This window comes from Streptomyces sp. ICC1 (assembly GCF_003287935.1).
Classification (GTDB): Bacteria; Actinomycetota; Actinomycetes; order Streptomycetales; family Streptomycetaceae; genus Streptomyces; species Streptomyces tritrimontium.
In genome coordinates this window covers 2,096,811-2,123,069 of record NZ_CP030287.1, presented here as the reverse complement: position 1 = coordinate 2,123,069, position 26,259 = coordinate 2,096,811, and the positions used below count along the sequence as shown (strand labels likewise).

Below are 26,259 nucleotides of genomic sequence, written 5' to 3'. Positions count from 1 at the left end.
GAGTGTGTATAAGAGACAGTGCTGGTAGTGTTCAACCCGTCGCCGCAACACCAGCGACAGCGCCCCCGTAGCTCAGGGGATAGAGCAACGGCCTCCGGAGCCGTGTGCGCAGGTTCGAATCCTGCCGGGGGCACCGCAGTTCAGGTGCCTAATAGGCCCTCTGATCAGGCAACTAGCCGGATCAGGGGGCCTGCAGTCATATGCAGCCGTGTTCGAGTGAAAGCACCCGTAGGACACGCCTCGTGGGACATACGTGGGATCGGACATTCACCCACGTACCCGATGAACCGTCACATAGGAAACGCCCCGAGGCGGTGGCCCCGGGGCGTCGGATGTGACGATCATCACTCATATTCGCGCAGTAGGTCGTCGATGCGCTGATTGGCCACAACATGCCGCCCATGGAGGCATTTGGCATACCTGGCCAGCAGGACCTCCACGCTGTTACCTGCACGCTCGGCGACCTCGGTCGGATCGAGCCCGGCGTTCAGCCACGTGGAGAGCGCAGAGTGGCGAAGGTCATAGGGAACGTCTGCCAGTGGGCTGTTGACAAGCTCCGGCGGAAGGCCGAGGCCACGAGCCTCGCCCCAAACGCGAGAATATGTGGATGATCCAACCAGACCACCACGTTCGTTGAAAAAGAGACGCCCGTCGTCAGCCGTGCCAAACGTGTCGATGCTGTCTCGCCAGATCGCGACGAGCGCGGGGGGCAGTGGAGCTCGCCGCACGTCCGCCGGATCGCGATTCTTCAGCCCCCGGTCGTCGTGGACCTCGCCGCTCCTGGTCCACTTCTTCCCGACCGTGGGCCTGGTCCGGTGCAGCACCGCTTCCCCCCAGCCCTCGCTGGGCAGTGTGCAGTCGGGGAGCGCGACGCCCACAGCTTCGGCCGGACGCAGGCCGGCGTAGTACATGCCCGCGAACAGGCCGACCAGACGCCTGCCTCTGGCGCGCCCATAGCCCCCCACATACGAGACGGCTCCAAGCAGGTTGCCCGCCTGACGCGGGTTGGCTACGACCCGCGGGTCGACTTGGATAATTCGGGGCGGCTTCTGCCAGGAGACCGACTTGATCGGGTTCTCGGCGAACTCCCCCAATTCGGCGGCATAATTCAAGGCATTTACGAACACCTTGCGCTTCCGCTTTATCGTCTCCCCCGCCGCCGCCTCACCATCGAGCTTCAGGGTCAACGCATCCAGAACGCCTCGCGTGACCGCAGGCTTGGAAAGATCTTCGAGTGGGGGCGAATTCTTGGAGATCCATTCGAGTACAACCAGAATCTCCGGAGGGACGTCCCGCTCATCCGGACCGGGCAATATGAAAGCCCAATCCCGGAGCGCACGCTGCATCGCGACATCCGACGGCCGACCGGGCTTCTTGGGCATGAGGGCCTTCGTTACCCCGGTCAGTGCCTCGTTGATTTCATCGCGGTAATTAGGAGAGCAGTGCGGCCACTTCATCCGCAAGTAGTCCAGCGCAAAGTCGTACCAAGTGCGGGCCGGCGCCTTCTCCTCCATCGAAGACGGGAGTCCTGTGTCGGTGTCGAACTGCTCGCCAGCCTCCTGGGCCATGAGCAGCTGCGCCCGCAACTTGTCGGCGAGCCCCTTCGTGCGACGCGATCGAGAAATGGGGCGGTCGCCCACCCTCCAGCGGACCTCGTAGGTGTCCTTCCCCTGGCGCGACTTAACCCTGACGCCCCAAATAAGCACATCAGTTGTCTTCAAGCCGCATACCTCTCTCGATCTTCGAGCCATTCCACAAATGCGCTACGCCAAACACGAAGTTCACCATTAGGGAGCTTGAATGAAGTGGGGCCGGTCCCCATTTCTCGCCATCGATAGAATGTCCTACGGGAGACACCTTTCAGTTCTGTAAGAATCTCGGGAACAGTCATCAGCTCATCATGCCGATCACGCCCCCTCACTCTGCACCCCCACCCAAAACGGCGCACAGAGCAGCTCCCACTCGAAGGCGTGTGGCGGCCCGCAAAGGAGAGACGACTGGACGTTTTGGGCAGGAGATATCGCAAGAGGGTGCACTGGCAGGAATCCTCACGAGTAGTGCTGGTGGTTCGCGCCGGCCGAGTGCGCAGGGATCCACGGGGAGAGGCGCTGCGCACCCGCTTTCGGGGGCAGGCCGACTCCGCACGGATCCCTGAACACCGCGTTCCGGGCATCGGTCAGGCTGTTCGCTGCGGTCCACCGCCAAGCAGCCGATGCGAACTTCTTCAATGGTCTGGAGAATCCCCGGTTTGGCTGACCGGGGATCATCGGCTATGTATCGCCTTCGGCGGAGCGGTACGGCATGGCCGACGTCAACCAACCAGCCTGTACGATCCGCGCGCTGGCGAGTCTTCATCTGCCTGCACCACCAGCCCGTCCCCCACGAGCCGGGCCAGGACGGCTACCACTGCCCTGTCAGCGATCTTCAAGGAACTGGCGATCTGTTCTGCAGTGACTCCGGGATTCGCAGCCACGTGAACAAGTACGTCTCGGTCGCGCCGATAGCGGCCCTGGGTCAGGTCATGGGCGATGAGGCCAGCCGAGGACACGATCAGGCATAGAGCCGTGGCCACGGACAGGTGGTCATGGTTCTGTTGCCCGATCACTGCGCATGCGCCCCCAAGCACGAAGAGGAGTGGGGCGGTCAGGCGAATGGACAGCAAGAGGGGCTTAGGCAGCGGCTTTCCTTGGATCTGCATCCGGCTCGCGATCCGAGCACAGCACGGGTTACATGCGATCTTGCCTGGATGGTGGTTGACGGGGGTGTTGTAGGTTGACATGCCCCAACAGAAGGCGCCAGTCATTTGGGCATAATTGGCGTCTGCCGTAAGCGAATTCAGTTTGCATCTCGACCGAGCAAGTAAGGAGAGTCGGCGCATGCGGACCGTGGAATCGTCCTGGGCCCGATCGCTGGGCCAGTTGGATAAGATTGGGCAGCTATCCGAAATGGCACTTGAACGGGCTTCCTCGGCACGCGAGGCGCTCGCCTCCACGAAGGCCGCTAGCGGGACCCGCAGCCACCGGGGCGCCACTCACTCGGCGCTGCAAGCCCGTAGCAAGACATGCGATGTGGCCTATCTTCGAGCCGCCGGCCTGCTGCTTCGGCGGGCAGCCTCGGATCGACGGCCCCCTATGCGGCTGGTCCGACCATGGCCTGTGGGCCCCGGGGCACCGCATTGGTGGGTCGGTGCGGTCCATGGACCTGGAGCTATCTGGCGGAGCATCCCCGGCAGCGGACCTGAGTGGGCCTTGGGGATGCCGAGCGATCATCCAGCTGTTGCTTCCGTCGCCTCATGGACGAAGCTTCTGGGTCTGAGCAGCCAGGCAAGGAACGTCCGGGGTTCCGCTGTCTTGTACGAAGTCATCGAGTCCGGTCACGACTCCGACCAACTCGGGGTACCTGCCAGCCTCCGGATCCGCCCCGGTATGGAGGGCGAGGCACACCGGCTCCATACCGATCGGTACCAAGTCTGGGAACGGGCCCGGGGCTACGGCAACGCGGTCCGAGTCCTGCTCGCCGAGTGGCACAACAGCAACGTCCAGTAAGCGCGTGTACCAGTGGACAGTTCGCATTCCCGCGTCAAAGGATCCGCCAGGGGAGACCCGCTTCGGCTCGCCTAAGACCCTGAACCCGGCGCTCGACTTCGTGGATGCTGCCCGGCGTGTGACGAGCCTTTCTGGCGTTGGTCGTGATCATGCGTAGTTCTCTGAGATCACGGAGCGTTTCGTATCCCGGCCATCGAGTCACGTCGAATCCATATGCTGCGGCGAACTCGTCGTAGTGCTCCTTGCCGTATCCAAATCGCCGCGAGTGCACCTCCACCGTGACAAGGTCCCATTCGGGTTGACCAATTGCCGCGGTGTCCCAGTCGCACAGTACGGCTGATCCACCGGTGTGGAGGGCATTTCGATGTTGTGGGTCGCCCTGGATAACACCCGGCGGATACTCGAATACGACGTCTTCGAGCGCCCCCTCAAGTTGATCGGCACGCGAGGACAGGAAGTGGAGATCGGCAGCGGGAAGGGTAGTGGTGACCGCGAGCGACCGCCGTATCGCGCGTACGTTGTCGTGCTCGGGAAGCGCAAAGGGAGGGCGGCCTAGGGTATGCAGCATCTGGAGCGGCTTGGCCAGTTGCTCCGCAGTCACCGAGGCCGTGGGCTGCGGTAGGTAGACCCAGAACGTTGCCGCGTGCTGCCCGTCGACGAGGACCGGCTGGTCACATTCCAGAAGAGGCGCCGTGGGGAACCCGGCATCCATCAACCATCGGGTGAACCGCACCGTGCGCTCCGTAGCTTCGGGCGGAGTCCCGAGCCGAGCGATCTTGACGACGACCGGGTGATGATGGAGGCGCAGGACGGCGTTGGTGTGTCCGCGAAGCACTTCGGCGCCCTCGGCGTTGAGGCCAACCACCTCGCAGGCCTGGCGCAGGATGCTCCACATGTCCGCTTCTGTGTAGCCGCCGGGTGCTGTCGACGATGCAGTCATGGGGGTCAATCTGTCCGATGATCGGCCCAGCTGTCACCTCGGCCCGGCTGGGAGTGACAGGAGCTCGCGTAGCTCCATCGCCGCACGGGACCGACCGTTCGCTCCCGGTAGCTTTTCGATCACCCCGCGGGCCCGTGCCCCGATGATGGGAGTCCGGTGCTCTTCCGGCACCTCAAGGAAGACGGCCGTGGCCAACTGGCAGGCCTCGGTCGCGCTGCGGCCCATGGCCAGGCAGATGGCGGTCTCCAGTCGAAGGAGCGAGGGGTCGATCCCGGTCTGCGCCGGGTAAAGGGCGAGTGCTTCGGCCTGGGTCTTCATCGCGGCCGAGCTGCGGCCGAGGGCGGTGTACGTACCGCTGAGGTAGAGCAGGTACCGGCGCCGCGGGAAGGTGAACGCATCGTCATCGGCCCCAGTGGGCAGGCGCTCGTACATCGTCGCCGCTTCTCTGAGCCGGAGTTCCGCTTGCGCGCCGTCTCCGACCTGGGCAAGAGCCCTCGCTTCCGCCATCGTGGCGAACGCTGCTGTTACGGTCGGCCGGCCCCGGGTGAGCAGTCGCGCCTCGCGGGCGAGTGCGATGGCGGTATCGAGGGGGCCGTAGTAGTACGGCAGCATCGCGGCTTGTGCCCGGACCCGGGCACGCAGATCCAGGTTGCCGCTCTCCTCCGCGGCGAAGCGAGCAGTCTCGTACCAGACGCCGCTTCGACGCAGGTCGCCGAGTTTCATGAGGGAATCGGCGATCAGTGTGGCCAGAAGTGCCGTCATCTCAGTCAGGCGGACGTGAACGGAGGTCGTCTGCCGCTCGCGCACCAGGCTCTCGACGTCGTCGAGTTCCTCCAGCAGCTGGGTCAGCATGGCTTCCGGGGGCGTGTAGAGGTACTGCCTCCGGAGAAGTAGGAGTCGCTCGTCCAGGAGGTCGATCTGCCCGCCGGCGACTGTACCCGCCGCGAGGGTCGAGTTAGTCGACCGCCGTGCGGCATCAACGCGGTCTCCCAGTGACGAGGAGCTCGGAACGGCAGGGACTGGGAGCAGCGCCTCCCCGGTGTAGCCGGGAGCCGGCGGCTCGCCAGAGAGCCCAAGTGCGCTTGCCGTCGCGCCGTAGTACTCGCACAGCACCGAGACGACGGCCTTACGCGGTTCTCGGCCGCCAGTTTCCCAAGAGCTCAGCTGGTCGCCCTCGACCCGGGGTCCTTCGGGGTCGTGGTTCAAAGCCAAGGCTCGAACCTCCCGACCAGCTACGGCCAGCGTCTTGCCAAGGGCCAAGCGGTAGGCCCGGAGAGCCGAGACCCCGCAATGCCGGTGGATCAGGCCGGCGATGTCGTGGTGGGACCGGCCGGCGCGCTCTTCGCGGACACGGATAGCGCGCGCACAGCTTGGCCGGTGAGGAGGCGCTGGTGTCGTCACGTGGGCTCCGATCAGGGGGCGCCGCCCAGCAGCACCTCGGGTTCCCACGATTCTCCGGCGGATGCGCCGGAGAATCCGCGGGATTCCCAAAATCTGTCGCCGCATGCGCCGTATCCGGCGGGTGCGCCGGTTGAGGCCCACGTGGGCCGTGGCGACTCTTACCTACCGCCTGAGCCTGATGGGGCCTCAGAAGTCCAGCCCACGGAATGAAGGGAACGTTCGATGTGCGGAAGAGATCCTTCGAACCGTGCGACCGGTGGACCCCGAGGCCACCGCGGTTCGACTTCTTCTCTATGCGGCCATCTCCGTGCGCAGTTGGGTCAATGCCTGTTCGGCGGATTCGTGGGCATCCGGGAGGGCGTCGCCAGCGGCGCGCAGGACGCGCTGGAGCTGGTGTGGGAGGCGTTGGGCGCGCGCTTCACGTACGGCGCCCACGAGCAGTTCGGTGGCGCCGCGCTGGTCTCCGGCGAGGAGCCGGACACGGCCGGTGGTGATGAGTTCGATGACGCGCCACTGGGGTGCGATCGAGATGGTCGAGGTGGGCGCGGCGGCTTCGGCGCGCCGTATCGCGTCGTCTGCCCTGCCGGTGGCGATAAGGCCCCGCAGATGGATCTCGTAGAGGGCCGTGGGGTTGACCAGGCTCGTGTGGTCTACCTCGTCGAGGAGCTGGTGTGCCTCCTCGATAGTGCGGTCGAAGAGGGTCTGGTTGCCGAGGGATCCGGCGGCTCGTGCGAGGAGCGGCAGGACGGCCGCGCGCTCGGACAGGTTCGGGGCCACGGCCGCAGCATGAACAAGGCGGTGGACGGCAGCGCCGACCAGGCCCGACTTTCGCAGCTCGTTTCCGTGCATGCGGAGAGCCGTGGTTGTGAGCGCCGGGTCATCGAAGATGCGCACGACGTCCAGGCTCTGCGCTGTCCAGTGCGCGGCGGTGGCCAGGCGCTCCTCCGGCAGCACGTTGCCGAGGGCCGTGCCCAGGCCCAGGCGAGCATGGGCGAGGAGGCGCAGGACCTCTCGTTCAGTGTTCCCATCGCGGGCCCGGGCTTCGAGTCGGGCGACGAGCGGCCAGAGTTCCGCGACGGCTTCGGTGGCGTGCCCGGACTGGCGAGCGATCTCGGCCAGACGGACGGTGGATTGGCCGAACTGAAGCATCGCGCGGTGGTCCGCGTCGGCGGGGTCGGTGACGCCAAGAACGTGTGGGGGCAGGGAGAGGCGTTCAGCGACGTGGCGCAGACTGCCGACGTCGTTGAGGTGCCGCTTTCCGAGTTCCAGGGCGGAGACGTACGTCTTGTCGTAGCCGAGGAGTTCACCGGTCTGAGTCTGGCTGTCGCCATGGACACGCCGGTGGTACTTCAGGATCGCGGACAGGTTCCGTGTGGCGAGGATGGCCTGGGCTTCAGGAGTCGCCCAATGCCAGGAGACGAACCGGGGCGATCGTCGTGGCCGCTCGCCTGTCTTCTGCGGGGTGTACATGGCGGGTTACCTCTGCGGATGTCCGTACCAGGCCGCGATCGACTGCTTGTAGCCGACAGGCATGTTCAGAGCGTCGACTTCGGAGCGACGGAACAGACCGATCTCCTTGTGCTCGTGACTCAGTGCCGGATCACGGTCGGGGGTCAGGACCGTGCAGCCGTAGGTGACGATCAGGACGCGGCGGCCCGGGAGCGGCTCGTAGATCCACGTACCGCCAGCCAGCTCGGTGCCGGCCGTGACCACCCAGCCGGTCTCTTCGGCGATCTCACGCTCCAGAGCCTTGGTGGGACTGTCGTCGGCAGGTGCCGAACCGCCTCCTTCGGCACCAACCTCCAAGCGGCCGCCCGGGAGTTCCCACTCGGATCTTTCGTTCTTGAGCAGCAGCACCCGGTCCTTCGAGTCGAGAGCAACGCCCTTGACGGACACGGGCCACAGCGAGGGCTTGTACATCGACCGTCCCGGAGAAGTGGTGGCGGGGTTGTCCTTCGGAACGTAGCACCGCGCTCGTGGCGGCGACTCAGCCTGTCGCGTATGTCCGAGTCGACAACCTGTCGCTTTACGCATCTGGCCGCCTGTCCAGACCCTGGGCGCACCGCCCACCGCATGAGGAGCACGTCGATGCCGACGCTCAGCCTGTTCGATGCACACCGCGCGCCCCGACCCCTTCCTGAGCAGCCCCGTGGCATAACCTCCCGGCTCCAGAGCCAGGGCCTGGCCACCATCGAGGGCCTGACGACTCGCACCGCTGTACTCGCCCTCGCGCAGCGCGTGATGAGGTTGGAACCCCACCGCGACAGCGACTCGGACGAACTCACCACCATCCAGGACATCGGCCGCCGGTCCCAGCAGTCGGGCCTGGGCGGACTGGGCAACGGTGAACTTCTGCCTCATACCGAGCGGTCCAGCGAGCCACATCCGCCACGGCTGATGCTCTTGGTGTGCCTGCGCCCCGCAACCACCGGCGGCGAAGTGATCCTGACCGACGGCCAAGCCGTCCACGGCTATCTCGCCGAGCGCTCCCCCGCGGCCCTGGAGGCACTCACCCTCCCCAACACCGTCTTCTACGGCGACGGCGGGGGCCACCCGTCCCAGGTCTTCACCCGGCATCCCGGCCAACGAACTTCGATCCGGCTGCGGCAAGACTCCCTTGCCGCATTCAGCCCCCTCATCAGTGGGTACCTCCCCCAGCTCAGACAGGCCATCAACGCCGTACAACAGCGCCTCACCCTCGAAGCGGGCCAGGGCTACCTGATCGACAACTACCGATGGCTCCACGCACGCACCGCCTTTACCGGAAACCGTGTGTGCCTCCGTGCCCTGGGCACCCCCCGCTTCCCGATGCCGATCGGCTTTCCCCAGGTAGCCCCGAGCCAGGTCCACACACCAGCAGCAGTTGGAGGAGGCACACCGTGACACCACTTCGGGCCTCTCACTGGCCTCCAATCAGCCGGAACGTCCCAGCCCTGGTGTCCGCCTACGAGGACGTGCTTGCCTGGCCGCTGATCGTGGGTAGCGACATCGTCTCCGCACACCGCGCTCTCGCCCTCGTGCAGGAGGCACCTGGTCGTCTCGAACTGCAGACGACCTGCTCCGCGTTCGACGCGGTGATCGTGCCCGCCGTCCTGGGGGCGGACCTCCTGGTCTTGGCCGATCGGCGTGGCCAGGACCCCGCTCCCGTGCCCTCCCTCGTGTACGGGACAGGCGAGACAGTGCTGCTCGTCGCCCCGGGCACCGCTGCTCCCTTGATCGGAGTGGCCGGCGTCCGTGTGGAGTCCGGTCCGGGTGGCCGCATCGCGCTCCCGCCCTCGGGTGGCTCGCGCTGGGACACCTGGCCCTGGGCACTCGACGAACCGACGCCCGCCACTTTGAGCGACGGCGGCTGCCTCTTGCCGCTCCTGCGGACCGCCATGGCCAGCACCCTCACCAGCTAGCCCCTCAACCGTTTCTCCAAGGAGCCGTCGTGTCCGTCTCCACCCTTCCAAGACCGAGTCCGCCGGAGGGCTTCCTTCTCCTCATCAACGGCCTCGCGTGCGCCCGAGAGCTGACCGCACTGTCAGAAGCCGCCCGCACTTGGGACGCCCTGGACCGGGTAGCCGGGCCCTCGGCCCCCGGGGCCCACGAGATCCCGTCCCTGATCTTGGAACTCCAGGAAGTTCTAGGCACGCTCGGCAGCTGCGGACCGCGTCTCCGGGCGATCCACCAGAAGGCGGTGGAGTCGGGGCGGGCGGAAGAGACCGCGATGGACAACGCCCTCCTCCGCGCCCACCGGTTGCTCCACGCCCCGGCAGTGGCCCGCACCGAGCTGGGCTACCTGCGTCTCCTCGCTGCCTGCGCGGAGGAGATCCTCGACCTCGCCGGCGACACCCCGTAGAGGCCGGACACCCGAACCAGATCACTCGAACACGGACCCCGGCGCCCGCCGCGCCCCTTCGACCGAGGACTTCCCATGTGCCAGCACAAACCCCGCTGCCCGGACGCCGACTCCGCGGACCGGGACCAGGCCCAGCTCGTGACCCAGGCCGTCTCACAGGGGTGGGGCCGCCGGTGCAACGGCTTGCTGATCTTCGACGACACCGGCGCCCTGCTTCCGAACGGGCAGATCATCGCCCCGCACCGCCCGCTCCCCACACTGGCCGGTGCCGCATGATCCCTCCCACCACCACGGTCACCATCCCCCTGGCCGCAGTCGCGCACCAGCTGACGGAGATGGGGCGTGCTGAACGCCGAGCCCAGCTGATTGCCTGGCGGATCCCCTCGAAGCATCGGGAGAAGGAACTGCACCTGGTTCGGCGGACCAATGCCGACGGCCTGAAGAAGATCGTGGCCGCACACGGGTGGCCGACGGCCGGGCTGGTCGGTGACGAGGCCGCCGTCCACGCCGTACGGATCCTGCTGGTCTGTCAGGAGCCGGCCTTCCTGTTCCAGTGCCGCGACATGATGAAACCGGCCGTCGAGAGCGGCGAACTCCCGGAGCAGTTCTTCGCCCACGTCGTCGATGTCTGCGCCGTGACCATGTCCGTGCCCCAGACCTACGGAACCCAGGTCAACCCCCGCACGCTGCGCCCGTACGCGATCAAGGACGTTGAAGCTGCGGAGCGCCTGCGGGCCGATATCGGGCTCGTGCCTTTGGCCAAGCAGACCGCCGACTACCTCGCGCACGGAGCGGGCCCCAACGCGGAGGGGCAGGGCTGACCGTGAATGACACCGACCTCCCTAGCTCCACCGGCGTGTCGGGTGGACACCGCATTCGTGTCTCCAAGGACTCCCCGGCCCGGCTGAGACGCCTGGCGGTAGCCGTCCTCTCAATACGACGGCACCTGCGCGAGACTCCCGTGACCGTGCCGCGGAGGGCATCGCGAGCGCAGGCGGCCCGGGCCCTCGGCTCCCAGCTCGGGCTTTCACAATCGCTGGCCGCAGCCGCGCTCGGTGTGCTCGAACAGCGCGGTGACCTCGCCTTCGCCGGCACCAGGCTGATCGTAGTGCCGCCAGGGCAGCCGCACCCCGACGATGTGGCCATCACCAACCTGATCGAAGAGACGGCCCTGGCCTACCGGCCCGGTCAGGCCCTCCCCCATGGGCTGATCGCTCTGGACCTCGGGGTCGAGACGACACGAGTACACCGCGCGGCCCGGCCCTTCATCTCGTCCGGTCTCCTTCGGTACCGGCTGGGTGGGCCCCACGGACCCGGTCTCTACCTCCGTGAGCGCCCTACACCTAGACGCTCAACCGTCCCGGAGGAGGTCTCGTGCACGCAATGACCCTCCCCGCGGCTGGCGGCTCCCGCGCCGTCGTGCCCCCTCCAGCGGGCCTGCCGGACCCGGCCAGCCCCACCCAACCCATGCCGCTCCCGGAGGCCAGCACCACGCCAGAGTGCCTGAGCTTCGACATTCGTCGCGCCCTCGATATGGCAAACCGGGGCTCGCTGCTGATCGAGACGCATGCCGCCGGGTATGCGGCGTGGATCCGCTCGACGGTGTGCCTCTGGATGCCACAGGCCCTCGAAAGGGCCGAGGCGGCCGCCGGATCGCCCAGTGACACCGCCCGATGGGCCGGCCTCATCAACGATGCCGACCAGAGCGATACCGACCTCTCCGTGGTGGCACAGATCCGTGCCGGTGCAAAGGCCGTCCACACTCTGCTCGTCGCTCTGGAGACCAGCGCTCCGCCCTGCCCTCCGGTCGCGGAGATCGCGGATCGGATCGCCGCACACGTCGCAAGCCGCCGGTACGCGCCGGGGATGCAGCTGAGCCGGGAGACGACAGCTGTTGACCTCGGCGTGCCCGCAGAGCTGGTCCGGCTCGCTTTCGCGGACCTGTCCGCCGTCGGCGTGCTGATCGCGTCCCACCACCGCACCACAGTCTGTGGAGCACCTGATGAGCGAACGGGCCGGGTCCGCCACCTCGCCGACCGGCTGCTCGACTCGTTCGCGTTCGGCCTCTACCTGCCTGGGGACAGGCTCCCCGGCGCCGACGAGCTCGGCAACTACTGCGCCTCGGACGTGAGGCTGGTCACCGAAGCTTTGCAGCTTCTGGAGCACGAAGGGTGGGTGGCCCGGACACGGGGACGCCCGGCCCTGGTCCTGGCCTCGGCGCACCTGCTCGCCCCACGTCCCAACGCGGTGCTTCCTTCCTCCGCGAGCGGGAAGCGTCCCGCGCCGGCGGTGGTCCGCCAGGCGATGCATGAAGCCCACAACTGCTGGCGCCACCGTCGCTTCCTGCCGCCCGAGGAAGTCGCAGCACGGTGGGAGAGCCTGCGGGAGATGGCCGTCCAGCTTCTGACGGCCTGCGCCGGGACCACCGTCGGGCCGCCGGACCGTGTCCGGCATGCCGTCCTCCTCCTCCGGGAGGCCGTCCACGCACCGCTTCCCGATACCAGCCTGCTCGGGTTGTGGCACACCGCCCGACTGGCCGCCGCCCTTCGTGTCTTCCTGGCCTTCACGCGCGGCTGAAGCCCCCGTCCTCATACCGCCCAGCGAACCTGCGAGGCCCGCCAGAGAGGAAGTGGCCGCTCATGTCCGAACGCTTTCGGGCCCGCGGCATCGGTGGTACTGCGTCCTCAGCTACGGCTGTGGGCAATTTACGCGGTTGCCGCGAGCGCCGTACGGGCCTGGTGGGTGAAGTCGGCTACCTGGGGCTCGGCCCGCCAGGGGGCCAGGGCCGTGGTGATGTCGCGGACGTAGCCGTGGGCGCGGCTGGAGTGGACCTGACGGAGCACCTGCAGTGCCTGGGTTCCGAGTTGGAGGCCCTGGGTGAGGTCGCGGGCCTGGAGGTGGCTGGTGGCGAGGACGGCGAGGCGGATGCCGACTGCTCGGGTGAAGCGGCCGGCGGGCATGGCATCTGCCTGCCGGGCCCAGGTGAGTGCGGCCTTCGGGTTGGCCAGGTCCCGGTAGATCTCGGTTGCGTCGGTGGCCAGGCGAGCGTGGGTGAAGTAGGCGAGCCATTCGGGATCTTGGGTGTGAGGCCCGATCGAGTCGAGGAGGCTCTCGGAGAGCGCCAGCGCAGCGCCCGCCGCCCGGGCGTCGCCCTCTCGGGCGTGGGCGCGGGCCTGGGCGAGCTTCGCGAAGGCGAGCACTCGGGGTGCCGCGTGCCCCTTGGCCCGCTCGTAGGCGCCTTCGGCCATGTCCGCCGCTTCGCGGGGGAATCCTCGCAGGAACGTCTGCAGGGACATGGTGGTCAGGACGTAGCAGCCGGTCTGGACGTCTCCGGCGGCCCGGGCCAGGCGCAGGGCCTGGACGAAATGGCGCTGCGCGAGTTCGTGCTGTCCCATGTCGAAGGCACTCCATCCGACGACGCGGGAGAGCTCGGCGGTGGCGGTGAACAGTTCTTTGCCCACCGTCTCGGTGTAGGTACCCGTAAGCAGCGGGGCCGCCTTGAGCTTGAGGCATTCGGTGACCGAGTTCGCCTTCCCGTTTCCGCCTCCGTACCGGGAATCCCACAGCCGCGCGTCCTCGGCGGCCTGCCAGAGGTCCTCTACATCCCCGCGTCCCACTCGCTGGCCGCCCTGGTGGGTGACCGCCGGGTCGGCCGGCGTGGTCATCCAGCGCATCACCGGGGTGGCGTATGCGGATACGGCGAATCCGGTGGTGATGAGCTTTCGGCGGTCCACGGTTCTCCAGTAGGTCGCGGCGACGTGTACGGCGTCGGCGGGGTCGCGTGCGAAATCCAACCCCATGTCGGCGTCGCCTCGTTCACGGCGGTACATACCGATTTCCTGGAGACTGACAGGCCGACCGAGGCGTTCTTGCAGCGCAGCGGCCACGAACTCCGGAGCCCGGCCCCGGGGGATCATCCCCAGATTCACCCAATTGGCGACGCTGGTCTTCTCGTAGCGGGTGACGACGCCGGCCGCTGCCGCGATCTTGTTGATCTGCGCGGCCAGCGAGATGTGGCTGGCTCCCGCGGCCGTGATGAGTCGCGCCAGCGGTTCGTTCGGCTGTCTTGCCCGCCGTTGGCTGCCTGCCACGGGTCCCTCCCTGTTCGAGTGTCGCGCCCGTGCTTCGAAGGTGGATTTGAGCGTAGGGCGCCAGGTGCTGGGGGCGCATTGGTTCGTGGTGAGTTCGCCCCCCTAGTTCGCCTCCCGCAAAGCCTGCGGGACCGGTTTCCTGTGACGCACACGCCAAGCGGCACGAGGCCCAGACCGGCCTCTCCCCGTATCCGGCCTTGCCATTCCCTCCATGCAGTTCCCCCTCGCGGCGTGTCCTTGCGCTGCTCCTTGAAGGGACAACCGAGTTGATCGAGATCGCACCGGCCCGGGGCCTGGCGGAGCCGTCGGCCCCCTCGGCGGCAGAGGCTGTCGCAGCGGCGGGCTTCACCACACGGGCGGACTTGGGCCAGTACTTCCTGCGCCATGAGGACGCGGCGCTGCGCTTGCTCGCATCCGCTGCCATCCCCAAGGGTCGGCCTGTACTGGAAGTCGGCGCTGGGCTGGGGACCCTGTCGCTTGCCGCGGCCAGTGCCGGGCACCCCCTGTGGGCGGTGGAGAAGGACGACCGGCTGGGGGCCCACCTGACCGGCCGACTCTCCGGCTTCGGCGAGGGCACGCGAGTGACCATCGCCGATGTCCGGGCCGTCGACCTGGACGGGGGCCTGGCTGCCGGGACGCACCTCCTGGCGATCATGCCCTTCGACGCCGACCTCTCCACAGCTCTGATCCGGCACGTCTTCACGTCGCTGCGGGTGGAGCGGGGGCTGGTCGTGATCACCCGGCAGACCATGGCGCAGCTCGACGAGGAAGGCGGCGGCCTTCGGCTGGAGGAGGTCGATGGCATTTCCCGCTCCGACTTCTGGCCGTCGGCGCCGTCCGTTCTTCGTGTCGTGGCGATCGAGCGGGGCTGAGGAACATGCAAGAGCTGATCGCGACCGGCTGCTTCCACTCCTCCGTTCCCGACGGCGCCGAGATGCTGGCCGCCCTGCGTGAGCGGAGGCAGGCCGGGGCCCTGGTCGTGGACGCCGGCGACTTCTTCGGTGGCAACGCCTTCCACGAGTTCTCCGGGGGCCGGGTCGAAGAGCGGATCCTCCGTGAGCACTACGACGCGGTCGTGCCCGGGAACCACGACCTCGCCGACCTGATGAGCCTGGACCGCCCTGACCTGTTCCCTCCCCTGGTCTGTGCGAACCTGCGCCCGCCGGCGTCTTTCCGTGGGAGGTGGGAGAGCGGTCTGGTGCTGCGCGGCCGCGAGCTGGCCATCGGCATCGTCGGCTACCTCGGCCGGCAGGCCTTCAACGCGGTCCCGCGCTCGGAGCGGTCCGGATTCACCTACGCGGAGCCGACCGCCGAGCTGATCGCGGCAGAGCGGGACCGGCTCCTGGAGGCCGGTGCGGACCTCGTCGTCGGCGTCAGCCACTCCGGGTTCGCGCACGACATCACCGACCAGGACCAGGACTGGCCCCTCACGGTGGTCATCGCCGGCCACTGCCACAGCCCGTCCTCCCACTGGTGCTCCCGCGGCCGGCACGTCGCCAAGGCGCCGGAGACCGGCATGGGGCTGCTGCGCCTGGGCCTGGACAAGGTGGGCTCCCACCGCGTCACGATCGACACGTTCAGCTCCGGCACCGAGCCGGCCGAAGGGCTCGCGGAGGATGTCGACGCCTTCCTCCGCTGGGGGTCGGACCGCGTCGGCACGCTGCCCATGCCGCTGCCGGACCGCGAGCACGCCGCTCGTGCCCTCGCGCGACAAGCCGTGGGCGAAACCAAGGCCGGCGCCTTCCTCGTCAACACCTTCAGCCTGCGCACCGGCCTGCCCGCGGACGTCCTGCGTATCGACCTGCTGAACTGCGCGCCCTTCGACAGCGACATCGTCGTCCTCGACGGCCTGCAGGACGCGCGGGCTCTGGCCAACCTGGCCTCCGTGCTCGGTGAGGACGTGACGAGCGCCCCCGAGACGCCGCCGGCAGAACCGGCCGTCGTCTCCACCACCCGCTACCTCGCCGACCGGCTGGGCCTGTCATACCGGCCGGCCGACCCGCCGTGCACCCTGCGCGGCATCCTCACCCGCCTCACCGAGGAGACGTCCCCATGAACGACTTCAGCCCTCTTCCGAGCCGAGACCTGACGCGGGGCGCGACGGCTCCGCGGGACTTCACCGATCACCTGTCCGGGGCCGGGAACGGCCGGGCCCTGATCGCCTTCGAGGACCCGGCCGCACACGCCCTCAACATGGAGCTGGGGCTCAGCCTGCTCTCCGCCCTGGGCCCGGTTCTGGCGGTGTACCCGCAGGACGGATGCTGGAGCACGCTGAGCGTTCGCACCGACGCCGACCCGGGGCGCACGCACGGTGTGGGTGAGAACCGGCTCCACGTCGACCTCGTCGACCGGACCCTGATGCCCCGCTATATCGCCCTGTACTGCGTGCGCTCGGACCCGCGTGGCGGCGGCGCATCGGCCCTGGCCGACATGTGGGCGGCCGTCGAGAGCCTCACCGACGTTGACCGCAGGCTGCTGTCCGAGCCGGTCTACTCGTACTTCACCGACGAGGGCGTACACGGAGTCGGATCCAGCCTGGAGCGGTTCGCGGTCCTTCCTCCGGCCGGCGGGGAAGGGCCGGTCCGGTTCACCGCGAAGATGCAGCCGCATCTGGAACGGGGCGAACTCCTGGCGAACGACGCCGACCAGCGGCGCATTGCGGATGCCTTCGGCCGACTCGTCGCCTGTGTCGAGCACCAGCGCATCGCGGTGCGCCTGCTGCCCGGCCAGCTGCTCGTCTTCGACCAGCACCGCTACGCCCACGGCCGCATGCCGCTCGGCCTGGGCCAGGAGACGGTCGCCCCGGACGAGAGGCGGCTCCTGCAGCAGACCTATGTCGGAGGCGTCCTGTGATCCTCACCGGTCCCGCGGTCCGGGACGCGGTCGCGTCGGGGGCGATCACCATCGATCCGTTCGACCCGGCTCTCCTGAACCCCAACAGCTACAACTACCGCCTCGGCAGCACGCTGAAGACCCTGGTCGGCAGCCCCGTAGACCCGCGCCGCGAAGCTGAGACCGAGAGCATCGAGATCGGCCCCGGCGGCTACGTCCTGCAGCCCCGCACCCTCTACCTGGGCGTGACGGTGGAGCGGATCGGCAGCGCCGAGTTCGTGACGAGTCTGATCGGCCGTTCCTCGATAGGGCGGCTCGGCACCTACCTCCAGGTCTCCGCGGACCTCGGCCAGCTCGGCGCCATCCACCAGTGGACCCTGGAGATCGTCGTCGTGCAGCCGCTGCGCGTGTACGCGGGCATGCGGATCGGGCAGGTCAGTTTCTGGCGGCCTCGGGGCCGGATCGTGCCCTATGGCGGCTATTACGGGTCCCTCAGCGAGCCTTCCCCCTGTTCGCCCCACGCAGCCGCCGGCACCCACGTACGGGAGGTCGCCGCGTGATCCTCACCGGCCCCGAGATCCATGCCCGCATCGAACGCGGCGAGATCAAGGTCTCGCCCTACGACCCCACCCTCATCCAGCCCAACAGCCTGGACTTCCACCTCGGGGACACCATCGGCTGGTACACCGCCGAAGTCCTCGACTGCGCCAGGGAGAACGCCTTCGAAGTACACCCGATCCCCACGGACGGAATGGTGCTGTCCCCGGACCGCATCTACCTCGCACCGACGCTGGAGCGGATCGGCAGCGACACCGTGGTCCCCATCATCCGCGCCAAATCCTCCATCGCGCGCCTGGGACTGTTCGTCCATGTGACCGCGGACCTGATCGATCTCGGGTCCTACGGTCAGCTGACCCTCCAACTGCACTGCTCGGGAGCCCCGGTCCTGATCTATCCCGGCATGCCGATCGGCCAGGTCACCTTCTGGGAGACCACCGGCGAGATCGTCCTCTACGACGGCAAGTACCAGAACAGCACCGGGCCCATGCCCTCCCAGTCCTACCGCGACTTCGAGGACCGGTGACCGCCGTGCCCGGGCCCCAAGGCGATGCGCGCGAGCACGTGGTCGCCGTCGTGGCCCACCCCGACGACGCGGAACTGCTCTGTGGTGGAACCCTCCTTCGGCTCCGCCAGGCCGGCGCCCGCGTCAGCATCCTGACCGCCACCCACGGCGCGAACGGCGTCTCGGTCGCGGACAGCGAGGCGGGACGGCGGCTGAGGCCGGAGGACCGCGCCGTCGAATCCGCTGCGGCATGGGCGGGTACCGGTATCGAGCTGTCCGGCCTCGGCCTGGAAGACGGGGCCCTGACCGCGGACCGGCACATGATCTCCCTCCTAGAAGGGGAGCTCGTCCGATCCGGCTGCACCACGCTGATCACCCACAGCCCACGGGTGGCCAACGACCACCAAGACCACCTCGCGGTAGCTGTGGCGGCCTCGAACGCGGCCACCCGGGTCAGCACGTGCCGCACCGTCCTGTACGGCGAACCCCACGCACCGCGATCCCAGTTCGCGCCGACCGTCCTCGTCGACATCACCGATGTCCTCGACGACAAGATCAAGGCCCTGCAAGCGCATCAGAGCCAGGCCGGACGCTGGTACCTCGGCGAGGAGTACACCCGCCACCGCGCCGCCGACGCCGGGTGGCGGCTGCGCCCGGCCGCCGCTGCGGCGGGCCGTTCCTTCGAGGCGTTCGAGACACCGCTGCTCACCCTCTCCCACCCGGCCCTCGGATTGGAGCTTTCGTGATCTACATCGAGCAGCCCGGGTTCGCCCCGTGGCTGGGTTTCTGCGAAGCCCTCCTCGGCTGCACCACCGTCGCCCTGTTCGACGACGTGCAGTACACCGAGGGCGGGTTCCTCAACCGCAACCGCATCAAGACCCCCGACGGGCCGGCCTGGCTCACGGTCCCCGTCGTCCGCGCCTCGGGCCAGCTGATCCGCGACACCCGCCTTGCCGACAGTTTCGACCCCGACAGCCTGCTGCGCCGCGTCCGCCTAGCCTACGCGCGCACCCCGTACGTCGAGGAGGCGCTGAACGTCCTTGGTCCCGCCCTCGGCGGCGGCCACCGCTGGCTCCTGGACCTGAACGTCGACCTCATCAACCAGATCGCGACCGCGCTCGGCTCCCACGCCCGCCTGCGGCTCACCTCCGACATGGACACGACGGCCGACAGCGGCAAGTCGGTGCGGCTGGCCCAGATCGCCGCCCAGGCCGACGAGCACGTGCTGTGGGCCGGTTCGGGCACCCGCGGCTACCTCGACACCGACGCCCTGGCCGGGCACGGCATCTCCGTGGTCTGGAACGAGTTCGCAGACCGGCACCCCCAGTACGGACAGGCATGGCCCCAGCAGGGCTTCATCCCCTGCCTCTCGTTCATCGACGCGGTAGCGGCGACCGGCTGGGCCGGGCTGGCCGCGATGCTGCGCACCGGACTGGACACCTACCTCCCGACCGCATCCACCGGAGCGAGCGCGTGAGCCGACACCGCATCCTCACCGGCATCGACCTGCCGCTGGAGCCCTCCTGCGGCTCGACTATCTGGTGCAACGACACCTATCCGCGCCTCAGTGACCGCTTCCACACCACGTTCGCCGCGTTGCCCGGCTCCGGCACCTGGAAGCACCGCTTCGAAGAGACCGTCCCCCTCGCCTCCCAGAAGGCACCGTACGGCCCCGGCTTCGAGCGGTACGCCGACTCCCTGACCAGCGAGGTGGCCCAGCTCCTCACCCGGGCGGAGCCGGACCTCATCCACGCCCAGCACCTCGGCTTCGGCCTGGCCCTGGCCTTCGCCCGCGCGGCCGGCGCCATCCCCCTGATCTCGATCGCGCACGGCACGGACATCATCGTGGCCACCGAGATTGGCCAGGCCCGCACGGTGCTCCACGAGATCGTCGCCGCCAGCACGGCGGTCGCCGTCCCCAACCAGGCCATGGCCGACCAGGTGAACACCCTGACCGGGAACCTGTACGCGGACCGGCTGGTCACCGTCCCGTGGGGCATCCCGCTCCCTGCGGCCCCCACCACGGAGCCCACCACCGGCAGCGTCCTGCGGCTCCTGCACGCCGGGCGCCTGGACGACAACAAGTCGACCATCACCGCCATCGACGCGCTCGCCGCCACCCGGGAGCCGCACCACCTCACCGTCATCGGCAGCGGACCCGAACTGCCCGCGCTCCAGGCCCGCGTGCAGCACCACGGCCTCGCACACCGGGTCACGTTCGAACCCTTCGCCCCCCGCGCCGACCTGTGGGCCCGCTTCCGGGCCTTCGACGCCTTCGTGTTCACGACCCGCACCCTGGAGGCGTACGGGCTCGTAGCGATCGAAGCCCAGGCCCACGGCCTCCCGATCCTCTACAGCGACGTACCGGGCCTCGGCGCCACCCTCGGCCACGGCGGCCTGTCCTACCCGCCGGGTGACAGCCATGCACTGGCCGCGGTCATCGACTGTGTGGCCGCCAACCCGCACCTGCGCCCGATCCTCCGCCAGTCCGCCGCCGACAACAGCCGCCAGCACGACATCGCCGCCACCGCCGACCGCCTCGGCGCCCTGTCCGACACGGTGATCGGAGCAACCCGTGCATGACACCCCCCTCTACACCAGCACCCTGTGGCCTCCGGTCCGCCCCCGCGCCGCCGACCCCGGATCCACCACGATGGAGCTCCTCGACTCCCTCGGCCTCGTCTCCGCCACAGCCGCCAGCGGTGTCTTCACCCTCCTGCCCCTCGGACTAAGGGTTCACGACCGCCTGTCCTCCATCGCCCGCCGGGCCTTCGAGGAACGCGGCGCCCACACGGTCTCCTTCCCCACCCTGCAGAGCAGCAGGCTGTGGAAGGAGACAGGGCGCTGGGACGCCTACCAGCGGGAGGGAGCCCTCCTGACCTCCCGCAGCCGCAGCGGCGAGGACATGTGCCTGGCGCCGACCTCCGAGGAGATCGCCACCGCCACGGTCCGCGACCGCCTGCGGTCCTTCCGGGATCTGCCCGCCCGCCTCTTCCTCAGCACCACCAAGTTCCGCGACGAGCTCTCCCCCCGCGGCGGCCTCATGCGCTCCCGCGAGTTCACGATGGCCGACTGCTACACCTTCGATGCCAGCCCCGAGGCGATGCGGACTTCGACCCGCTTCCTCAACGACGCGTGCGCGGCCGCCCTCACCGGAATGGGCCTGACCGGCACTTTCCAAGCCCCCGCCGACGGGGGCAGCATCTCCGCCGGCCCCAGTACCGAGCACCTCCTCCTCGGCGACAGCGGGCAGAGCACCATCCTGGCCTGCAGGCACTGCGGCAACCGAGGAGACGCCGCCGTCCTCAGCTCCAAGCCCGCACCCCACACGGGGGAACCCGTCGTCAACGTCATCGTCTTCGCCGCGACCGGCCCCGACGGCAGTCGCCGGCCCACCGCCGTCGCCATCCGCTCCGACCTCCAGGTCAGCGCCCGCAAACTCGCCGAAGCCACCGGCGCCACCCACGTCACCCTCCTGGACCCCGACCTACTTCCGGAGCTGTACGGCACCCCGGCCGGCACCCTCACCCCCTGGACCGCCGCCCGAGCCCCGGGCACCGTCCTCCTCTTCGACACCTCCGTCAGCACCCTGGAGAAGTTCGCCATCTCCGACGGGGCCGACGGACTGCGCACCTCCATGTCCTGGGACGGCGGGCGCGGCCTGCTGGCCATCACGCCCTCGGGCACCGACCTCCACCAGGCCACGCCCGGATCCACCTGCGTGCGCTGCCACCAGGGCCAGTACAGCGACACCCACGCGGTCGAAGTCGCCCATGTCTTCGAACTCGGCCGCCAGTACTCCGCCCCCATGAACCTGGCCTTCACCGACGAGCACGGCGCCGCCCAGACGCCCTGGATGGCCTGCTCCGGCATCGGCATCACCCGCTGCCTCCAGACCACCGCCGAAATCCACCGAGACCACCACGGCCTGCGCTGGAAGGCCGGCACCGGACCCGCCGACCTGCACCTCACCGTCCTGCGCGCCGACCTCCCCGCCATGCGCGAACGCACCGACCAGCTCGTCCGCCAACTCCGCACCCACGGAGTGAGCTTGCTCATCGACGACCGGCACCTGCCCGCCGGCGACAAGCTCCGCTACGCCCGACTCCTGGGCCTGCCGCACCACGCCCTGATCTCCCCCCGACACAACGACGACGAAGTCGAGATCACCAACCGCTGGACCGGTCGCACCACAACCACCGAACCCAGCACCGTTCACCAAATCTGCAGCACACGCCAATAGAGCAAACAGGCCACTAACCGAACGTGGCGTCGCTCGAATTCCGATTACGAGCGACGCCAATTCGGGCTGCCTCGAATTATCAGGACCCTCCGACATTCACGCCAGTCAATTCCCATCCCACCGTTGACGTGCCGAGATAGCCAGCCATATAGTCGCCATCGTTGCAACTCAAACGGGTCGTAGCTCAACTGGTGGAGCACGGCAAAAGCGTTGTCGAGGAACTGGTTCGAATCCAGTCGACCCGACCAGACACACAATTCAATTCTGCCGGTGGGTGCGGCTGCAGCGTGCCGCACAGAACTCGAATGGGAATACTGTGAAGATCGCTATCACCGGTGGCGCGAGCGCCGGCCACGTCGTCCCCGCCCTGGCCGTGGCCGACCAGCTCGCCGCCTCCGGAGCCCAGCTCGTGTTCATCGGCCGCAGCGGCAGCATCGAAAGCGAGTACGCCGAGCGCGCCGGCCTGCCCTTTCGGGCAGTGCCCGCCGCCGGGCTGAAGCGCCACCGCTCGTGGAGCAACCTCCTCATGCCCCTCACCGTCGCACGCGGGGTGGCCGCCGCCTGGCGCGTGATGCGCTCGGAGCGCCCCGACGCCCTGTTCTCCAAGGGCTCGTACGTGTCGGTCCCGGTCGGCGTGGCCGCCTGGCTGTGCAAGGTCCCCATCGTGATCCACGAGTCCGACCGCTCCCTCGGACTCGCCAACCGCATTCTCGCGCGCCTCGCCGACACCGTCTGCTTCAGCACGACGCCGGCCCCCGAAACCCCGCGCTGGCTATCCGCCAAGGCGGAGATCACCGGGCTCCCGCTCCGATCGGACCTCACCACGGCAGACCCCGCCGGCCTCCGCAACCGCCTCGGGGTACCCGGGAGCACCCGGGTGCTGCTCGTCTTCTGCGGCAGCAGCGGCTCCCAGCGCGTCAACAAGGCCGTCCGCGCCCAACTCGACGCCCTGCGCGACCAGTACGCGGTCCTTCACATCTGCGGCAAGGGCAACCTGAACCCCAGCCTCGAAGGACGGGCCGGGTACTGGCAGTTCGAATACCTGCACCAGGACATGAACGACGCCCTGCACCTGGCCGACACCGTCATCGGCCGCGCCGGCGCAACCACCCTCGCCGAACTCGAAGCTCTCGCCATCCCGGCCGTGCTCGTGCCGCTGCCCACGTCCGTCAGCCGCGGCGACCAGATCGAAAACGCCGCCGCGTACGCCGAACGGAATCCGGCCCGTTGCGTCGTCGTAGCCGACGAGGCCCTGGCCGACGGGCAGCCTCTCGTACAGGCCTGCGGCAAGCTCCGGGGAACCGCGCGCGGGGCGGACCCGGACGACATGGCACGCCATGCCCGTGAAGCCGCCTCCGCGGTTGCCCGGCTGACCCTGGCCGCTGCAAGGCCAGCCGCTGTACGGCGCTGAGGTCAGCGGTCGTGGTGGCCGTACATGCCGAGGATCTCGCTCTCGCTCTCCCCGCGGTAGTACACGTGCCAGTGCATGTGCTTCGACTCCTGGTAGAGCCCCAGGTTCGTGTTGACGGAACACGAACCGTGCTCCTTCTCCACCATGGCCGCGACTTCACGGACCACCTCGACCACTTCGTATACCAAGCCGGGGTCCGCGTCGCCGAGGTCCGTGAGCGAGGGAACGTGCGCCTTCGGAATCACCACGATGTGCACTGGATACGACGGGTTGGTGTGGTGGAAGGCGAGCACCCGCTCCGTCTCGACCACCGGCTGGATTTCCACCAGCCCGCTGAGGACCTTGTTGCAGTAGAAGTCGCTCACCGGCGCTTCGGTCTTCACAGTGCGTCACCTTTGTTGTCAGGGGGAGATTGGGCGTCAGAGTACAGGCTTGGAAATGTCCCCTGGTTCACTTCACGGCTCTCGCCTCTCCCCTATCCGTTGCGTGCAGAGCTGGGCGGCCACGGCACCCCGACCGAAGCCGGTACTCACGTCAGCGCATTGCCGACCGCAGCGTCATTCCGCACCCCGACAACTCGCTTTCCGTCATGCAGAACCATTTCCGAGCGATACCCCAAATGGGTGAGCGGGCGAATCGGAAGCCCAACGCCGCGCCCGCTCGGGCGAGCAGTCAGCTCCCCAGGGGGCCGTGGCCGTCGAGAGGCCCTGCACCCTACAAGCGAGCCCAGCCCGATCCGCTCCAACTCACCCGTGGCCTTGCGGCGCTTGGAAACGTCGGCGATTCGGCCAACCACCTTTGGTGGCAGCGCCGTTGTCGGGAGCGGATCGGTGTAGTTCCCACGGTCCGCCCGGCGCTCTATTCCGGGAGTTCGGGGCCGACCGAAAAACGTGTGTTCGAAAAATGGAGGCTGTCGTTGAGCTTCCGACAGCGTCCGACCGGCGATCCAGGGGGACCCGATGACCACGTCCGAAGCACACAGCAAACCGGCCGGTGCTCCGCCTCCGCCGCCTCCGGCGGAGATCACCTACAGCGGGCAGTATTCCGTCAACCCACTCGCCGAGGTCTCCTTCCAGAAGCTGTGCGCCACGCTCCCGTCGGTCCTGGCCCGCATCGGCCGGCTGTCGTGGCAGACCGACCGGCAGGCCGTACGGCTCCTGATCGGGTGCCAGGTCATCACGGGCGTATCCGCCGCGGTGCTGCTGGCCGCCACCGCCCGCGCGATGGGGCCCGTACTCGGCGCCGGCAGTGCCGGCGACCGTCTTCACGGAGCGTTGCCCGCGCTGCTCGTGGTCGCGCTCGCCGCCACGATGAACCGCGTCGCAGGGGCCGTGGCCACCTACGCCGCCCGACGGATCACCCCGCTGCTCACCTCGGAGACGGACAGCGCCCTGGTCGAGGCGGTCTGCCGGGTCGAGGCCTCGGCCTACGCCGGGGACGGCTTCTCCGACCGGCAGGAGGCGGCCGAGATGGGGGTGGTCCGCACCCACGTGATGGTCACCGACGCCCAGCGCTTCATGTCCTCCCTGATCCGCCTGGTCACCGCCGGCAGCGTCCTGTCCCTGCTCAACGTCATGATGTTGCCCCTGCTGCTCCTCGCCGTACTCCCCGCCGGCATCGGAGCTGTGCTGACCGCCCGTGTCGACTACGAGATCCACTACTCGAACATCTCCGACCGCAACGTGCGCGGGATGATGCGCTGGTGGGCCACCGCATCCCAGTATGGGGACGAGGTTCGTGCCAACTCGATGACCGACTACCTCGTCTACTGGTACCGGGCCCTGTCCGACCGGTGCGACCGGCGGAACCTGGCCGCCGCACCGCGGACCTTGCGGATCTCCCTGCTCTCCGCGCTGGCCGGCGGCGTCTTCCTCCTCGCAACGTGGGGGGCGCTCGCCTGGCTCGCCGTGACCGGCCGGATCGAACCCGCCATCGCCGCCACGGCCGTCATCGCCGTCCAGACCGCACTCGCCGCCCTGTCCCAGGTTGTCATCAACGGCGCCGCCATCTTCCACACCAGCCTCTATCTCACCGACATGCAGTCCTTCCTCGACGAGGCCGCCGCCCTTACGCCCCAGCGCGGACCGGGCGAGATCACCGGCTCGGTCCAGCAGATCCGGCTCGAAGAGGTCTCCTACCAGTACCCCGGGAAGGACAAGCCTGCGGTCGACGGCGTCTCCCTCACCCTGGAGCGCGGCCAGATCCTCGCAATCGTCGGAGCGAACGGCTCCGGGAAGTCGACCCTGTCGCGCCTGATCACCGGTATCTACCTCTGCGACAAGGGCAGGGTCACCTGGAACGGTAGCGACCTCGCTGACACCGACCCGGCCAGCGTCTGGGCACGTACCGGCCTGGTGCCGCAGGAGTTCGCCAAGTGGCCGTGGCCGGTTCGCGAGAACATCACCCTCGGCCAGCCGCACACCCACGACGACGGACCCGTATGGGAGGCCATCGACGCGGTCGGCCTGCGCAAAGCCGTCGAAGACCTCCCCAACGGGCTGAACACCCTCCAGGCCCGCGATATCTGGGGAGGCATCACTTTCTCCGGCGGGGAGTGGCAGCGCGAGGCGTGCGCCCGGGCCCTGTACCGCAAGCCCGAGTTGTTGATCTTGGACGAGCCGACTTCTCAGATGGACCCGCGTGGTGAGCATCTGATCTTCGAGCAGATCAAGGCCATCGCCGCCGACCGGATCACGATCATGGTCACCCACCGGCTGGAAAACACGAAGATCGCGGACCACATCATCGTGCTGGAAGACGGTCGGATCTCCGAACAGGGCCGCTACGACGATCTTGTCCACGGCGGCGGGACCTTCGCCGAGCTCCTCGCCCTCTCCCAGGACCGCTGACCGGCTCCACCCCCGCCCGACCCACCGTCGTCCGTCGTGGCCG

The 26,259-nt window shown here is 68.5% G+C and carries 27 protein-coding genes and 2 tRNA genes; 19 read left to right on the top strand and 10 right to left on the bottom strand.

Annotated features, from left to right (window positions below; translation table 11 throughout):
- Window positions 1-61: 61 nt before the first annotated feature.
- Window positions 62-133: transfer RNA gene (locus DRB96_RS10040), tRNA-Arg, on the top strand.
- Between the two features lie 211 nt (window positions 134-344).
- Here DRB96_RS10040 and DRB96_RS10035 read toward each other — a convergent pair.
- The 7 genes from DRB96_RS10035 to DRB96_RS10000 form a co-directional block, all read right to left on the bottom strand.
- Entirely contained in the window at window positions 345-1,721 is a 1,377-nt protein-coding gene (locus tag DRB96_RS10035) for a site-specific integrase (protein WP_112448113.1), read from the bottom strand.
- Window positions 1,718-1,891 carry a helix-turn-helix domain-containing protein gene (locus DRB96_RS44440; RefSeq protein WP_112448112.1) on the bottom strand — a complete coding sequence of 58 codons (174 nt, stop codon included), beginning with the start codon at window positions 1,889-1,891 and terminating at the stop codon, window positions 1,718-1,720. Before DRB96_RS44440 ends, DRB96_RS10035 begins: the two co-directional genes overlap by 4 nt.
- Window positions 1,892-2,311: 420 nt before the next feature.
- Window positions 2,312-2,779 (bottom strand): helix-turn-helix domain-containing protein, encoded by a 468-nt coding sequence (locus tag DRB96_RS10025; protein WP_162688433.1) that lies wholly within the window; start codon window positions 2,777-2,779, stop codon window positions 2,312-2,314.
- A gap of 800 nt (window positions 2,780-3,579) precedes the next feature.
- Window positions 3,580-4,485, bottom strand: a complete 906-nt coding sequence (locus tag DRB96_RS10015; protein WP_112448109.1) for a phosphotransferase — start codon at window positions 4,483-4,485, stop codon at window positions 3,580-3,582.
- A gap of 33 nt (window positions 4,486-4,518) precedes the next feature.
- Window positions 4,519-5,697: an XRE family transcriptional regulator gene (locus DRB96_RS10010; protein WP_239515968.1), complete on the bottom strand. Its 1,179-nt coding sequence runs from the start codon at window positions 5,695-5,697 to the stop codon at window positions 4,519-4,521.
- A 480-nt stretch (window positions 5,698-6,177) separates the two neighbouring features.
- Complete coding sequence (locus tag DRB96_RS43725) at window positions 6,178-7,356, bottom strand: helix-turn-helix domain-containing protein (protein WP_204357684.1); 1,179 nt, start codon at window positions 7,354-7,356, stop codon at window positions 6,178-6,180.
- A gap of 6 nt (window positions 7,357-7,362) precedes the next feature.
- Complete coding sequence (locus tag DRB96_RS10000) at window positions 7,363-7,806, bottom strand: NUDIX hydrolase (protein ID WP_112448108.1); 444 nt, start codon at window positions 7,804-7,806, stop codon at window positions 7,363-7,365.
- A 168-nt stretch (window positions 7,807-7,974) separates the two neighbouring features.
- On the opposite strand from DRB96_RS10000, the gene DRB96_RS09995 reads away from it, so the two are divergent.
- The 5 genes from DRB96_RS09995 (at window position 7,975) to DRB96_RS09975 (ending at window position 10,548) form a co-directional block, all read left to right on the top strand.
- Complete coding sequence (locus DRB96_RS09995) at window positions 7,975-8,769, top strand: TauD/TfdA family dioxygenase (protein ID WP_162688434.1); 795 nt, start codon at window positions 7,975-7,977, stop codon at window positions 8,767-8,769.
- A gap of 53 nt (window positions 8,770-8,822) precedes the next feature.
- Complete coding sequence (locus tag DRB96_RS09990; protein ID WP_112448106.1) at window positions 8,823-9,287, top strand: hypothetical protein; 465 nt, start codon at window positions 8,823-8,825, stop codon at window positions 9,285-9,287.
- Window positions 9,288-9,595: 308 nt separating this feature from the next.
- On the top strand, window positions 9,596-9,727 hold the full coding sequence (locus DRB96_RS45865) for a hypothetical protein (protein ID WP_275431888.1): 132 nt from the start codon (window positions 9,596-9,598) through the stop codon (window positions 9,725-9,727).
- A 75-nt stretch (window positions 9,728-9,802) separates the two neighbouring features.
- On the top strand, window positions 9,803-10,003 hold the full coding sequence (locus DRB96_RS09980; RefSeq protein ID WP_112448104.1) for a DUF5999 family protein: 201 nt from the start codon (window positions 9,803-9,805) through the stop codon (window positions 10,001-10,003).
- Window positions 10,000-10,548 (top strand): DUF6624 domain-containing protein, encoded by a 549-nt coding sequence (locus DRB96_RS09975; protein WP_112448103.1) that lies wholly within the window; start codon window positions 10,000-10,002, stop codon window positions 10,546-10,548. Before DRB96_RS09980 ends, DRB96_RS09975 begins: the two co-directional genes overlap by 4 nt.
- 206 nt (window positions 10,549-10,754) lie before the next feature.
- On the opposite strand, the gene DRB96_RS09970 is transcribed toward DRB96_RS09975, so the two are convergent.
- On the bottom strand, window positions 10,755-11,036 hold the full coding sequence (locus DRB96_RS09970) for a hypothetical protein (RefSeq protein ID WP_162688435.1): 282 nt from the start codon (window positions 11,034-11,036) through the stop codon (window positions 10,755-10,757).
- 74 nt (window positions 11,037-11,110) lie between these two features.
- Between DRB96_RS09970 and DRB96_RS09965 the strand changes: the two genes are divergently transcribed.
- Entirely contained in the window at window positions 11,111-12,304 is a 1,194-nt protein-coding gene (locus DRB96_RS09965; protein WP_112448101.1) for a GntR family transcriptional regulator, read from the top strand.
- Window positions 12,305-12,432: 128 nt separating this feature from the next.
- Here DRB96_RS09965 and DRB96_RS09960 read toward each other — a convergent pair whose 3' ends face one another.
- Window positions 12,433-13,818, bottom strand: a complete 1,386-nt coding sequence (locus DRB96_RS09960) for a sporulation protein (protein WP_112448100.1) — start codon at window positions 13,816-13,818, stop codon at window positions 12,433-12,435.
- Window positions 13,819-14,084: 266 nt separating this feature from the next.
- Between DRB96_RS09960 and DRB96_RS09955 the strand changes: the two genes are divergently transcribed.
- From DRB96_RS09955 to DRB96_RS09905, 11 genes are all read left to right on the top strand, one after another.
- Window positions 14,085-14,690 (top strand): rRNA adenine N-6-methyltransferase family protein, encoded by a 606-nt coding sequence (locus tag DRB96_RS09955; RefSeq protein WP_162688437.1) that lies wholly within the window; start codon window positions 14,085-14,087, stop codon window positions 14,688-14,690.
- A 5-nt stretch (window positions 14,691-14,695) separates the two neighbouring features.
- Window positions 14,696-15,874: a metallophosphoesterase gene (locus DRB96_RS09950; RefSeq protein ID WP_112448098.1), complete on the top strand. Its 1,179-nt coding sequence runs from the start codon at window positions 14,696-14,698 to the stop codon at window positions 15,872-15,874.
- Window positions 15,871-16,671 carry a TauD/TfdA family dioxygenase gene (locus DRB96_RS09945; protein WP_112448097.1) on the top strand — a complete coding sequence of 267 codons (801 nt, stop codon included), beginning with the start codon at window positions 15,871-15,873 and terminating at the stop codon, window positions 16,669-16,671. Before DRB96_RS09950 ends, DRB96_RS09945 begins: the two co-directional genes overlap by 4 nt.
- Window positions 16,668-17,210 carry a deoxycytidine deaminase gene (locus tag DRB96_RS09940; protein ID WP_112448096.1) on the top strand — a complete coding sequence of 181 codons (543 nt, stop codon included), beginning with the start codon at window positions 16,668-16,670 and terminating at the stop codon, window positions 17,208-17,210. Before DRB96_RS09945 ends, DRB96_RS09940 begins: the two co-directional genes overlap by 4 nt.
- Window positions 17,207-17,734, top strand: coding sequence for a dCTP deaminase (gene dcd, locus DRB96_RS09935; protein ID WP_112448095.1), 528 nt, complete (start codon window positions 17,207-17,209; stop codon window positions 17,732-17,734). The genes DRB96_RS09940 and dcd overlap by 4 nt, the downstream gene beginning before the upstream one ends.
- 5 nt (window positions 17,735-17,739) lie before the next feature.
- Window positions 17,740-18,459 (top strand): PIG-L deacetylase family protein, encoded by a 720-nt coding sequence (locus DRB96_RS09930; protein WP_239515969.1) that lies wholly within the window; start codon window positions 17,740-17,742, stop codon window positions 18,457-18,459.
- Entirely contained in the window at window positions 18,456-19,190 is a 735-nt protein-coding gene (locus DRB96_RS09925; RefSeq protein ID WP_112448094.1) for a WbqC family protein, read from the top strand. The genes DRB96_RS09930 and DRB96_RS09925 overlap by 4 nt, the downstream gene beginning before the upstream one ends.
- Window positions 19,187-20,296: a glycosyltransferase family 4 protein gene (locus DRB96_RS09920; protein WP_112448093.1), complete on the top strand. Its 1,110-nt coding sequence runs from the start codon at window positions 19,187-19,189 to the stop codon at window positions 20,294-20,296. The genes DRB96_RS09925 and DRB96_RS09920 overlap by 4 nt, the downstream gene beginning before the upstream one ends.
- Window positions 20,289-21,956, top strand: coding sequence for an aminoacyl--tRNA ligase-related protein (locus DRB96_RS09915; protein ID WP_239515970.1), 1,668 nt, complete (start codon window positions 20,289-20,291; stop codon window positions 21,954-21,956). Before DRB96_RS09920 ends, DRB96_RS09915 begins: the two co-directional genes overlap by 8 nt.
- Before the next feature lie 173 nt (window positions 21,957-22,129).
- A tRNA-Ala gene (locus DRB96_RS09910) sits at window positions 22,130-22,204 on the top strand.
- A gap of 68 nt (window positions 22,205-22,272) precedes the next feature.
- Window positions 22,273-23,367: a UDP-N-acetylglucosamine--N-acetylmuramyl-(pentapeptide) pyrophosphoryl-undecaprenol N-acetylglucosamine transferase gene (locus tag DRB96_RS09905; RefSeq protein ID WP_112448092.1), complete on the top strand. Its 1,095-nt coding sequence runs from the start codon at window positions 22,273-22,275 to the stop codon at window positions 23,365-23,367.
- A gap of 2 nt (window positions 23,368-23,369) precedes the next feature.
- Here the strand turns inward: DRB96_RS09905 and DRB96_RS09900 are convergent, their stop codons facing one another.
- Window positions 23,370-23,750, bottom strand: a complete 381-nt coding sequence (locus DRB96_RS09900; RefSeq protein ID WP_112448091.1) for an HIT domain-containing protein — start codon at window positions 23,748-23,750, stop codon at window positions 23,370-23,372.
- Between the two features lie 576 nt (window positions 23,751-24,326).
- Between DRB96_RS09900 and DRB96_RS09890 the strand changes: the two genes are divergently transcribed.
- Entirely contained in the window at window positions 24,327-26,216 is a 1,890-nt protein-coding gene (locus DRB96_RS09890) for an ABC transporter ATP-binding protein (protein ID WP_162688438.1), read from the top strand.
- Window positions 26,217-26,259 lie beyond the last annotated feature (43 nt).

Coding starts and splice junctions, on each gene's coding strand:
- DRB96_RS09950 (WP_112448098.1), top strand. CDS start 14,696: ATGCAAGAGCTGATCGCGACCGGCTGCTTCCACTCCTCCGTTCCCGAC.
- DRB96_RS09945 (WP_112448097.1), top strand. CDS start 15,871: ATGAACGACTTCAGCCCTCTTCCGAGCCGAGACCTGACGCGGGGCGCG.
- DRB96_RS10015 (WP_112448109.1), bottom strand. CDS start 4,485: ATGACTGCATCGTCGACAGCACCCGGCGGCTACACAGAAGCGGACATG.
- DRB96_RS45865 (WP_275431888.1), top strand. CDS start 9,596: ATGGACAACGCCCTCCTCCGCGCCCACCGGTTGCTCCACGCCCCGGCA.
- DRB96_RS43725 (WP_204357684.1), bottom strand. CDS start 7,356: ATGTACACCCCGCAGAAGACAGGCGAGCGGCCACGACGATCGCCCCGG.
- DRB96_RS09890 (WP_162688438.1), top strand. CDS start 24,327: ATGACCACGTCCGAAGCACACAGCAAACCGGCCGGTGCTCCGCCTCCG.
- DRB96_RS44440 (WP_112448112.1), bottom strand. CDS start 1,891: ATGACTGTTCCCGAGATTCTTACAGAACTGAAAGGTGTCTCCCGTAGG.
- DRB96_RS10000 (WP_112448108.1), bottom strand. CDS start 7,806: ATGTACAAGCCCTCGCTGTGGCCCGTGTCCGTCAAGGGCGTTGCTCTC.
- DRB96_RS10025 (WP_162688433.1), bottom strand. CDS start 2,779: ATGTCAACCTACAACACCCCCGTCAACCACCATCCAGGCAAGATCGCA.
- DRB96_RS09980 (WP_112448104.1), top strand. CDS start 9,803: ATGTGCCAGCACAAACCCCGCTGCCCGGACGCCGACTCCGCGGACCGG.
- DRB96_RS09965 (WP_112448101.1), top strand. CDS start 11,111: ATGACCCTCCCCGCGGCTGGCGGCTCCCGCGCCGTCGTGCCCCCTCCA.
- DRB96_RS09975 (WP_112448103.1), top strand. CDS start 10,000: ATGATCCCTCCCACCACCACGGTCACCATCCCCCTGGCCGCAGTCGCG.
- DRB96_RS09995 (WP_162688434.1), top strand. CDS start 7,975: ATGCCGACGCTCAGCCTGTTCGATGCACACCGCGCGCCCCGACCCCTT.